Annotated in this window: 12 protein-coding genes; 2 read left to right on the forward strand and 10 right to left on the reverse strand. The window is 44.7% G+C overall.

The genetic code is table 11. The annotated features are described in order from the left end of the window. Positions 1-4: 4 nt before the first annotated feature. The 9 genes from OH455_RS08990 to OH455_RS09030 form a co-directional block, all read right to left on the reverse strand. The gene (locus tag OH455_RS08990) at positions 5-910 is read right to left on the reverse strand and encodes a hypothetical protein (protein ID WP_269981135.1); all 906 of its coding nucleotides are present in this window, start codon (positions 908-910) and stop codon (positions 5-7) included. 332 nt (positions 911-1,242) lie between these two features. Continuing rightward, the gene (locus OH455_RS08995; protein WP_269981136.1) at positions 1,243-2,127 is read right to left on the reverse strand and encodes a hypothetical protein; all 885 of its coding nucleotides are present in this window, start codon (positions 2,125-2,127) and stop codon (positions 1,243-1,245) included. Positions 2,128-2,357: 230 nt separating this feature from the next. Next, positions 2,358-3,338 (reverse strand): DUF4116 domain-containing protein, encoded by a 981-nt coding sequence (locus tag OH455_RS09000; protein WP_269981137.1) that lies wholly within the window; start codon positions 3,336-3,338, stop codon positions 2,358-2,360. A 242-nt stretch (positions 3,339-3,580) separates the two neighbouring features. Next, positions 3,581-4,456 (reverse strand): hypothetical protein, encoded by an 876-nt coding sequence (locus OH455_RS09005; RefSeq protein WP_269981138.1) that lies wholly within the window; start codon positions 4,454-4,456, stop codon positions 3,581-3,583. A 2-nt stretch (positions 4,457-4,458) separates the two neighbouring features. Next, a complete protein-coding gene (locus OH455_RS09010) occupies positions 4,459-4,854 on the reverse strand; it encodes a hypothetical protein (RefSeq protein ID WP_269981139.1) in 396 nt (131 codons plus the stop codon). Then, complete coding sequence (locus OH455_RS09015; protein ID WP_269981140.1) at positions 4,848-5,399, reverse strand: hypothetical protein; 552 nt, start codon at positions 5,397-5,399, stop codon at positions 4,848-4,850. Before OH455_RS09015 ends, OH455_RS09010 begins: the two co-directional genes overlap by 7 nt. A 2-nt stretch (positions 5,400-5,401) precedes the next feature. Then, entirely contained in the window at positions 5,402-6,478 is a 1,077-nt protein-coding gene (locus OH455_RS09020) for an AHH domain-containing protein (protein ID WP_269981141.1), read from the reverse strand. Then, positions 6,478-8,010: a PAAR-like domain-containing protein gene (locus OH455_RS09025; protein WP_269981142.1), complete on the reverse strand. Its 1,533-nt coding sequence runs from the start codon at positions 8,008-8,010 to the stop codon at positions 6,478-6,480. Before OH455_RS09025 ends, OH455_RS09020 begins: the two co-directional genes overlap by 1 nt. Before the next feature lie 265 nt (positions 8,011-8,275). Further along, positions 8,276-8,998: a glycerophosphodiester phosphodiesterase family protein gene (locus OH455_RS09030; protein ID WP_045974347.1), complete on the reverse strand. Its 723-nt coding sequence runs from the start codon at positions 8,996-8,998 to the stop codon at positions 8,276-8,278. 234 nt (positions 8,999-9,232) lie between these two features. On the opposite strand from OH455_RS09030, the gene OH455_RS09035 reads away from it, so the two are divergent. Beyond that, positions 9,233-10,018, forward strand: coding sequence for an HAD-IIB family hydrolase (locus OH455_RS09035; RefSeq protein ID WP_269981143.1), 786 nt, complete (start codon positions 9,233-9,235; stop codon positions 10,016-10,018). Positions 10,019-10,119: 101 nt separating this feature from the next. Here OH455_RS09035 and OH455_RS09040 read toward each other — a convergent pair whose 3' ends face one another. Next, complete coding sequence (locus OH455_RS09040; protein ID WP_269981144.1) at positions 10,120-10,365, reverse strand: YdcH family protein; 246 nt, start codon at positions 10,363-10,365, stop codon at positions 10,120-10,122. Between the two features lie 256 nt (positions 10,366-10,621). Here OH455_RS09040 and OH455_RS09045 point away from each other — a divergent pair, with 256 nt between their 5' ends. Then, positions 10,622-11,512 carry an N-acetylmuramidase family protein gene (locus tag OH455_RS09045; protein ID WP_269981145.1) on the forward strand — a complete coding sequence of 297 codons (891 nt, stop codon included), beginning with the start codon at positions 10,622-10,624 and terminating at the stop codon, positions 11,510-11,512. The last annotated feature ends 38 nt before the right edge of the window (positions 11,513-11,550 follow it).

Here is an 11,550-nt window from a genome sequence, read left to right on the forward strand (position 1 = left end):
TAGCTTAGGGACAAGGGGGAGCAAGGGCTTTAGCGTAATCGTCCAGCTCTTGTTCTTCCAATAACTCGATGATCTCATCCAGAGGAAGCTGGTAGCCCAACTCAATCAGTTTTTGAACCAAACGTACTTGTTTATCATCGAAAAATTCTTCTTTAATAGAAAAATCCCATGGTAAATTTGCAATAATTTGTTGGCTGGGTTTCTGTAATAAATACTGCTCAAAGAGATCCGGGTCATAGCAAAAAGCAATTCCCAAGAAAGAGTTAAACTGTGAGTGCCAATCATCTTCCTCAATGGTCAGATTAATATCAATTCCTTTTTCAATTAATTTTTCAAATGCTGCTTTGGCTTCCCTTTGTTCTTCTGAAGAACCATTTTGCCAATAATTATTGAGTATGATTGCCCCTGCAACAGAGTTTATTGTCTCTGGTTTAACAGTGAAGTTATTCAGAAGGTAGTTAAACAAATAAAACTCGCGTCGGTGCTCATTAAATACCCAACGTAACATACCATCACAGTCTACTTTGCCCCCGAGTCGGACAATACTTTTTATATAATCTAAATAAAGATCATAACATAGGTCTTCGTAAAAACTGTCACACCCAGAAAAATATAAGGTGCCATCACGCTCTAATGGCGCCAGTATTTTGACCAGTGGACAATGTTCATAAGATAAGTTCATATCTTCGACATGACTATTATAAAATTCCAGAATGTTTAGATCGGTTAAAATACCAGCTCTAAGTAATACTCGGATTCGTTCAAAATTGGTTTCTTCACTAAAGTTGCTATCTTCAAGAATGGCATCTATCACTTCCCATATCTGGTAGTAAGACGTAATTCTTGCCACCGCTGCAAAGTCGGCTTGGGTTAGGCATTGGTTGATGCGTTCTATTGTCGGTTCAGTCATTGTTACACTCTGTATTCAATATCCCTAAGTTTTATCATGCGCGTCATCTCGTCCAGCAGGGCCAGTGAAAGGTAAAGATCTTGCTGGTAGTAAAATATCGCGGATAAGGTATCTATACGCTGCTATTGATTACTTATCCTGCCACCACAATACAAAACCAACAGGGTTTCTCACTAATAAATTATTCACTAAAACAAATAATTAAGAGGGAAGTATCAACAAAGCTACCAGTTGACATACCAAATCTCAAACTACGAAGGGTATTTTATTGCTGGAGTATATTGAGGAAAATATAAGCCCCTAAGCAGAATAAGCTTAGAGGCAGAGTCAACTTAAAGAGCAAGGGCTTTGGCGTAATCAAAATATTCGTATTCTTCTAGTTCCGAAATTATTTCATCTACAGGCACATGATAACCAAGCTCGATAAGTTTATTTATTAAATGTAAGTGTTTGTCAGTGAAAGCAGCTTCGCTAATAGGGTATGACCAAGGTAAGTTTTCAATAATCTCTTGGCTGGGTCTCTGTAATAAATATTGCTCAAAAAGATCAGGTGAACAAAATAAAGCAGCACCAAGAAATGAATGAAATGCAGACATATGAGAGTTTTCATCGAAAGGTAGATTAATATCAATACCTTTTTCAATTAACCGGTTAAACAGAGCCCTATCTTCCTCATCTGGCTCTTCATCGCTACAGTATTGATTGTATAATAATTGTGCTGCAACATAGTTTATTGTCTCTTTTTTAATATTGAAATTGTCCATTAAGTAATTAAACATCTCAACTTCGTATCTATCATCAAACAACCAACACAATAATCCATCATAGTCTACTCTTCCCCCGAGCATGACAATACTTTTTATATAATCCAGATACAGATCCCAACTGAGCTCGTAAATAGCTTCAGAGTCAGATAAATATAAGGTTCCATCTCGTTCTAATGGTGCCAGTATTTTGACCAGTGGACAGTGTTCATAAGATAAGTCCATATGTTCGACTTTATTATTATACAGTTCCAAAACATCACGTTCTGTTAAAATACTGGCTTTAAGGAGGACTCGGATCCGTTCAAAGTTAGTTTCTTCGCTCAAGCTACTGTCTTTAATAATTGAGTTGATAACCTTCGATAACTTGAAAGACGGAGTAGTCAATGTCACTGACGCAAGGTTAGCCTGGGTTAAAATCTGGTTTACCTGTTCGATGGTTGGCTCAGTCATGGTTACACTCTGTATTCAATATCTTTAAGTTTTTTATTGCGCGTCATCTCGTCCAGCCAACCATAAGAGCGATAAAATCAAGTTACTAGCAGCTTGGGTTCACCGCTTATTTATCTCGATAAGTCATAGATTTTTAAGGGCGTTTAGCCAGTGTGCAAGACATGTAAAAAAACTATCACGCTCAAACTACTAAACGCCCTGTTTTTTTGTAGAGCCGTGAGCTTTCTACCCTACTTGCCCGCAGCTAAAAGAATCTCAGGGGTTTGCTCTTTTACATACTCCAATACGTAGCTATTTTGCTTTACCGCTGCCAAACAAATCTCGGGCGTTTGTTGTTTTACATGGCGTAGTGCGTAGCCATTTTGTTTTACCGCTGCGAGACAAATCTCAGGGGTTTGCTCTTTTACATAATTTAATACCATACCGTTCTGCGTTACCGCTGCAAGACAAATTTCAGGAGTTTGCTGTTCAATTTCCTGTAATACAGAACCACAATTCTTTGCCGCCTCAAGACAGATCTCATGGGTTTGATCTTGTACCATTGATAATACGCGGCCATTTTGTTTTACCGCTTCACGGCAAATCTCAGCGCTCTGCTCTTTGACATAGCGAAGTGCGTTGCCATTTTGCCTTACCGCAGCAAGGCAAAGTTCCGGTGTCTGCTGTTTTACATGCTCTAATATATTGCCATCTTGCGTTACCGCAGCAAGACACAGCTCAGGGGTCTGCTCTTTAACATATTCTAATGCGTAGCCGTTCTGGGTAACCGCAATCGCACATATCTCAGGGGTCTGCTGTTTTACAAAGCGTAATGCGTTACCATTTTGCTTTACCGCTGCCAAACAAAGCTCCGGTGTCTGCTCCTTTACCTGTTGGATCGCTAAACCACTGTGTTGAATGGCAGCCAAACAAATCTCTGGGGTTTGTTGTTTTACAAAGCGTAATACGTAACCGGTTTGCTTAACCGCCTCAAGGCAAATCTCTGCGGTTTGCTCTTTTACATGGGGTAGTGCCCATCCACTTAGCTTGACCGCTGTAAGACAAAGTTCAGGGGTTTGGTTTTGTACATACTGGAGTGCTTCAGGGTGAGCTTGAATCGCGACATTGCAAAGTTCAGGGGTTTGGTTTTCAATCTCACTCAACGCGGCGTCGTTCAGTTTGAGCCTGATTAAAATTTGCTCTATCTCTGCTGTCTCGTGGGTAGTGTCCATGGTTATTTCCTTAGTTTTTTTGATTAAGCGTTGTCAAATCAAGCTGGAGTTCAATAACATAACCCAGTAATGCCATAAAGTTTCGTCAATGTAAGCTTACAAACTTGGTTTAAGATTAGGCCTTGGTCAATTTGATCTCTTCTCTTTACCACCTATCAGCATTTTAAGGGTGTTTAATCACTAAGATGCATGAAGGGAAATATAAGCCCCTAAGCAGAATACGCTTAGGGGCGAGCGTCAGCTTAGTAGGCAAGGGCTTTGGCGTAATCGTACAATTCTTCTTCTTCCAATAACTCGATGATCTCATCCAGAGGCAGCTGATAGCCCAACTCGTTCAATTTTTTAACCAATTGCAATTGCTTATCATGAAAGTATTCATTCTCAATCGCAAACCCCCATGGTAAATCAGCGATAATGTGTTGGCTGGGTTTTTGTAATAAATACTGCTCAAACACAATAGGCTCAAGGCAAAACACGAGCCCCAAGAAAGAATTAAAGTCATTGCCATTATTGAAAGGCAGATTAATATCGATGCCTTTTTCAATTAACTTTTTAAATGCAGCCCTGCCTTTTTCTTCTGAATTATGCTTTTTCCAATAATTATTACGTATTATTTCTCCCGCAGAAAAGTTAATGGCCTCTGGTTTTATATGGAAGTTATCCATTAAGTAGTTGAACATTTCAAACTCACTTCTGCCGTCAAAGACCCAGTACAGCAAGCCATCATGATCCACTCTTCCGCCGAGTAAAATTATATTTTTTATATAATCCAAATAAAAATCTTGGCCAAGCTGGTAAATAGTTTCCGAGCCGGATAGATATAAAGTCCCATCGCGCTCTAATGGTGAAAGTATTTTGATCAATGGGCAGTGTTCATAAGATAAGTCCATATCTTCGACATCACTATTATAGTATTCCAGAACATTGAGCTCGGTTAAGATACCAGCCCTAAGTAATACTCGGATTCGTTCAAAATTGGTTTCTTCACTAAAGTTGCTATCTTTAAGAATGGCATCTATCACTTCCCATATCTGGAAGTAAGACTTAATTTTTGCCACCGCTGAAAAGTTGGCTTGGGCTAGGTATTGGTTGATACGCTCCATGGTCGGTTCAGTCATTGTTACACTCTGTATTCAATATCTTTAAGTTTTTTATTGCGCGTCATCTCGTCCAGCAGGGCCTGTGAAAGGTAAAGAGCTTGCTGGTAGTAAAATACCGCGGGCAAGTCATCGTCGGCCTCCACTTTAGGCAGGCTAAAGTGGTCTGCGGTGATCACGCTAAAGTTTTGATAAGCATGAGTATTGTTTGGGTTAAGGTAAGCGCCCTGAATCAGTTTAGGCGTAAGCTCACCCAGCAGGTCCACCAGCTCATTACGGATAAATATTCGAGGTGGAGCTAAGGTTAGGTCAAACGCTAAGTCGGGTTCAACGCCAATTACCTTATGCCCCAAGTGTTCCTTTACCGGGCACTGCAAATAACTCGCCGCATCGAGTTTAAAATAACCGTCAATCACCATAGTAGTTCATAGTCCTGTTCGCTGCTAAGCACAATATCATCATGAAAAGACGCCAGTTTATCACGCAAACCCTCGCTGACCATATACTGAATAGCGTCGAGGCCGTTTAAGCGAAACAAGGTAAAATCGGCCTCGGCCTGTTGGGTGAGGGGCGTGGTATCAAGTACGACTTCCTCTAGGTCACCGTCTTCATCAACGGAAGATTTGGCGAGGTCGATCAGATCAAATTCTTGGCGCGTATCAACACGGTAATAGTCAAAGGTGATATCGTCACTAAAGCGAATCTGCACTGGCACTATATACAGGCCACGAGCGCCGCTGCTGGCAAGGATTTGGTAAATCTCATCATCGACAAACAGGCCATCACCATCGTAAAGTTTTTTACGGAATATAGAGGGTACTTCTAGGCTTCTGTAGGACAAAGGGCGGGCGGTAGACAGCTCAGTTTGGCTAATAAATAGCTGGGCGAGATCATGCTCAGGCACCAGTAAATCCGTTAACTTGTTGTAGTTTTCATTTAAAAAATACACTTGGGGGCTGGTCATGGTTAAGCGGTCTCGGTTTGTTTATTATCTTGGGTGGCTGATGTTTCTGAGGTGCTTGCGGACATGATCCACTCGACTTCAGTGGCGACTTTCATCCCCATCCTACGTAACTTTTTCCTACCTTCCTCAATGTGCAAAAAGTATTGTAAATCATCTTTATGCTCTCGCTTAGAGGCGCAGGGTTCAGTTTGTAATGTACCTTTGGCACTTTCACGGCCGCTGGCTTTTGTGGTGCCCTCATCATCGACAATGCCCTCACCATGGATATAAGAGGTAATTAACCGCGTATTGCAGCACCCTGCAAGATTACCTTTTCCAGGTTTATAGTCAGCACCATGTTTGTGTAGCAACCAGTGAAACTTGGCAAGCTTTTTAAGGATTTTTTTTGAGACTGCATTCATATCAGCAATAAACTTATTGTGATCTAGGTCTTTTTTGCATTTAAAGTGTTTAACGATCACTTGATGCACCAATTTTAACACTTTGGCATGGTAGCCTGCTTTCTTGTCGTCAAATTTCCCCCAAACTTTTTCCTTACCAATTTGTCTGGCCAAGATACTCTGAGTTGAAGCAAGTGCAGGTGCCGAAAGTTCGTACTTATGTCCACCTTCATGGAGCGGCACACCAAGATAACAAGCCACAACAGTACTGTTAGGTAAAATCAGCAGATTATGTGGGCTGTTGACGTTGTAACCGATATCATTCTCAATCACGTCAGTAAAATGTCTGGTTAGGGCTTCGGTCACGCAGCATGAAATTAAATGGTGTGGGGTTAGCAAAGCAAATTTTGTATAAAACGGATTGCTAATTTCTTGCTCAGTGGCCCAAGGATGGTGGATTATCCACTCCTCCTTTGCCTTGACCATACCGACTTCTTTAACGAGTTCTTTCAAAGGTGGTATTGCAGCAATGCAAGCGTTTAAAGTATCACTACCACTACCTCTGTCAGTGCTACCCTCAAATTCCCTAGTGTCTCCGCTAAACTGGCCAGGTTTGCTGTTTTTATCTTCTAACCATTTGAGATATTTTTGCCACGTGCCTACGCCCCCTTTAGGAGCCGGAATACGTCCTGTTGCCATTAGATCACCTTATGTCCTACACAGTTGCCATCTTGTTTCTTGGCGGTTTTTTTGCCCTTTTCCTGAACAACACGGTTGCAGATCCTACATTTACGCGTGCCCTTTTTCTTTTCATTGGCTTTGGTGGTTTTATTGCCGCTTTGTGATGTGCCTTTACCACCGCTGTGGTAAGTTTTGGCGGGGAACACATCATCAGCCTTGCCCAACACCGATTGGAATAAGTGGTCAAAGCTATCGGTGGCTTTGGCGATATTGTCAGCCGCTAGTTTTTCCAGGGTTTTTAACTCGCTAACCAGATCGAGGAAATACTCACCCAGTGTATCGGCGCCAATGCGGTTGGCCGATGAAGCCAGCTCCAGGCCAATTTCTCGGCAAGGTTTGATCACATCTGACAAGATTTCTGTACATTGTTTGGCGTAGCTGCTCCAGTCAAGCTCACGCAGAAACTTTTCTGGGTCGCCTTTGCCAAGGGCACGCATAATAGCGAGTAAATCGTCTTTGGGTGTCTCTTTACCCAGCTTTAATACCACTTTACAGGTGCCTTTCATGGCGCTGCCAAACAATGGGATACAGCCAATCAGGGTGAGGGTCAACATTAGCCAGTTTTCGGGCTCTTCTCTCGCGTCTTCATCGAGGAGTTTGAGTATGTTGGCAGCGAGGTCACGCAAATCGGCGACTTGGTCGACCACAGGTATCATGGTAATGGCGGTGTTGGCGATGATCTGCTCAACGGTGGCATTGTTGTTGAAGTCACCGAGGATCACCCCCCATACCCAGCTGGCAACACCCGAGGTTTTGCGCCAAGCGTTTTCCCAAAAGCCCAACTCGCCTTGCTTGGCATTGTCGACCAATTGGCTTGGCTCTGTCATCGGGTTGAATCTTGGGTTGGCTTTGGTGGGCATATTTGGGGTGAACTCGCGAGTATCTTCGCCGTATTCCACCTCAAACTCACCCGGTGCAACGCCACTCACAGCTGCCTTGCCTTTGTTGTCAAGGTTACCGGTAAAGTTTGCGCCCGTTGAATCCACCAGCGTGTAACTGGCGCCTTGAACTGGATCACCATCGGCATACGACAGGGCCAAATCGACCGTGTAGGTGCCTTCTTGATCTTCCGTAACCGTGACCGACGGGTTTTGTGCTCCGCCAAGGCACATGGTGTTGGCTTTGTTCATGGTCATCTGGTCACTCAGACGACAAACGCCTTTGCCTTCCATGCTCACCGTTGGTGAGGCAGAAATAAACTCGGCTTCGGCTTCAATGGTGCCAGATGCGACGCCTTTCTTGTCGCCACCAGCATCGCCTGTGCTTTTTGAAAATTTACTGCCCTTAATCGCAACGCTGTTACCGCCGTCCATGGTGACAGTTGTGGTGCCATCAACCAGATCCGACGATTTTGCGTTGTTGCCATAAGGAATAGGAACAACGGCATTGCCTACCGTTGTTAAACACACATCCGGCAGTGTTGCATTGGCTTCGCCGCCCGATCCTTTGTGTATAACACTGAGCCCATTTGCGCAAACAGTGACGCCCATAGTCAACCCTTACCTAGTGATAATCGAGTGTCTATGATATAAAACTAATGACGCACATATCCAATTAATTGCCTAGTGAAAATGCCTTTTTTGATAGTTAAAATCACTGAAGTTGATATTTTTCGCACAACCTCTCACTAAGGCCGTGTATTTTTTGTTGACTAAGTATTATAGAGAGTGGTCGTTCTATAGAGCATGGCAGCCAACCCGCCAGTGGATCGTTGTTAACCTAGTGCTCCATGGTGAGGAGCGGGTTAGCGTTAGCTCATTGCTCTGATTGCGACGAGAACTGGTTTGGCTTATCTGTGATGATGTAATCCACCCCCAAGTCGTAAAAGGCTTGTGCTTGTTCGGGTGCGTTCAAAGTCCAGATATGTAATCCCAAGCCAGCATTTTTAATCGACTTGGCTATCTTGGCATCCAAAATGTGGTGATCGATATGGATGCTGAACAAACCCAAGTCTTGCAACGACGTTAGGCTAAAATCATTCCACACTTCGCAGATGAATCCGCGCCTTACCTGTGGGATGTGCGCTTGGCAAATCGCCAGTGCCTCTTTGCTGAAGCTAGATAAAAGCAGTTTGTCCAAGGGGTAGTTTTTCTGCTTGACCACCTTAACCACTTGCTCAACTAAGGTGTCCATGGTTTTGTCATTGTAGGTTTTCAACTCAAGATTGAGTGTTAGCCCGAGTTCGGCACATTTGTCTAATGCCTCTTCGAGTGTTGGAATGGCTATGCCCGCAAACTGTGGGCCAAACCAGCTGCCAGCATCAAGTGTTTTAAGCGCCTTGGCATCGAGCTGTGACACCTTACCTTTGCCATTGGTACAGCGATCAACGGTCTGATCGTGAATGATAACCGGAATGTTGTCGGCACTCAGTTGGGTGTCGATTTCTACCCATAACGCACCTGACTTGGCGGCGTACTCAATACTTACCAAAGTGTTCTCTGGTGCTAACGACGCCGCACCACGATGGCCTGTGATCATAGGGTACTCTCAATTTTGCTGGGCAAACTCAACAACCATAAGTTGGTTTTACCATTAATTATGCTTTGGGCTCTAATGTAGCGAAAAAAACGCATCATGGTTGGCTGTTAGCTAACTATTGTGAGGCCTAGTGCAAAATTGGCGTCTATCAATCATCAAACTATTCACAGCATGATGGTGACGGAGCTGGATAGGCTTTGGTACTCTGTAGTGAAATGATGTTGAGGTGTAGCAATGAATTCGATCACCCATGAATTAAATCCAAACTGGCAACAGGTCGACTGGGTTCTGACGGATGTCGATGACACCCTGACTTGGCAAGGGCGTTTGCCACCAGAGTCCTTAATCGCGCTACAAAGATTGCGAGACTCCGGCAAAAAAGTGGTCGCTGTCACTGGCGCTTGCGCCGGTTGGTGCGACCATATTGCCCAGCTCTGGCCGGTCGATGCCGTCTTAGGTGAAAACGGCGCGTTTATTATGGAAAAGAAGAATGGCTATCTGAGTCTGCGCGCCGATGTTCCGCTTGAATCGATTCGCCAATACCAAACCAAGCTAAAAGCGCAGGTTGAGGCCATACTGCGTGACTATCCCGATCTGTCACTGACGCTGGATCAATCCTATCGGTTGTGTGAAGTGGCGATTGATATTGGCCAGAACCGTCCGCGCGTCGATGAGGCTGTTATCGAAGACATTGTCGCTAAGATTCATTCTCTCGGCGCTCACGCCACTGCCAGCTCGATTCATATTAACGCTTGGTATGGCGAGCACTCGAAAAAGGCTACCGCCATCGCCTTTCTGACTGAGAAAGGCTTGTCTCGCCAAGAGATTGCTACACGCGCCTGCTATGTGGGTGATTCAATGAACGACCAGCAGATGTTCGAAATGATGCCAAACAGTGTCGGGGTTGCCAATATTAGCCACTATTGGCATCGCCTAGCGTTTCACCCATCGGTTGTGATGACTCAGCCGGGTGGCTACGGGTTTGCTGAATTCACCCAAAAGCTGCTCACCATCAAATAGCTAAATATCAACAGCCAATAGTGCCTAAACGAACCCAAAGCGCTGATTGACGCACATAAAAAAGGGCGACCACATGCGCCCTAGCATCAAGCGGTATCCACTTATTGATGCGCGCTTACCAGACGTTTATGCAAGTCATCTTTCATCACCGCTCGGTCATGTTTCATCTTATGCATTTCTTCATCGCTGAGTGGTGAGTCCATTAGTTCTAGCTTGCGGATTTCTTTATCCAGCGAGTCATAGGACTGCATCTCAGAGAGAAAATTGTCATCCATTTTGGCCAATGCACGAATGGTGTCTTTGTATTGCGGGAATTCGCTTAATAGAGAGTGATCTTCACCTAGCATAACAACCCCTTTGTTGATCTTGGTGGATTTGACTGATTAATTTTTATACAAACATAGCACCATTGTGTGTCCATATTTGAGATCCAAATCGATAACTTCACACTGAGGTTCAATTCTGACCCAATGTTGACTTTGCTGCTTCACTCCTTTGTTCGTCGGTCGCGCCGAAAATTCCCTGACTCTGCCCAATTAGTGGCCCCCCGATTCCAGTAGCGTTTGTAGGGATCAATCAAACCAAAAATAGATGGAGTCAAACATGAAAGAACTCACCTTATCCTCGTCGGTTGGCATTGGCGCGGACAACACACCCGATGATGTGCTCAATGTTCAAAAAGCCCTCAACCAGATCAGTGACAAAATTGGCCTCACCACCCCATTGGCAGAAGATGGCATCATCCGCTCAGAACTCGGGCCATCACCAACCTGTCAGGCGATCGCCGTTATGCAGAAAACCATACTCGGTTTTCATCACCCAGATAGCCGCATTGATGCCAACGGCAAGAGCCACCGTTCGCTCAACAAAGCGCTGGGCGCAGGTCAAAGTACACTGAGTTCCTTGTTCTTACCCGCGATTGAACCAATCAAAGGGTTAACTGACGATGACTACCATGACGCCGCCGATGCCCTGGGCTGTGAAGTTGCGGCGATTAAAGCCGTCTCAGATGTTGAATCTTCAGGCAGTGGGTTCTTTGAGTCTGGTGCGCCTTGCATCTTGTTTGAAGCGCACCAGTTCTCCAAATACAGTCAGCATCAATTCGATGAATCACACCCCAATATCTCTTCTCCCAAATGGGATCGCTCACTCTATGTGGGCGGGGAACAAGAGTATGACCGCCTCAAGCAAGCCATGGATCTCGATAGAACCGCAGCCCTGAAATCCGCGTCGTTCGGCCGTTACCAGATCATGGGTTTTAACCACAAGGCCGCCGGCTACGACGATGTTGAAAGCTTCGTGCGTGACATGTTCTTTGCGGAGCGCCATCACCTGATGGCCTTTGTTCATTTCATTAAATCCAACGCTAAGCTGCACCAAGCAATACAAGCGCTCGACTGGCCGACGTTTGCCCGCCACTACAATGGCCCCGGCTATGCGGAAAACCGCTACGACGAAAGACTGGAGTCCGCCTACCAGACTCATTCAGCTTAAACGGCTTGCGCAGGGCAACCTGCGCAACATTCATTCAG

Source organism: Vibrio sp. T11.5 (assembly GCF_027587155.1).
GTDB lineage: Bacteria > Pseudomonadota > Gammaproteobacteria > Enterobacterales > Vibrionaceae > Vibrio > Vibrio neptunius.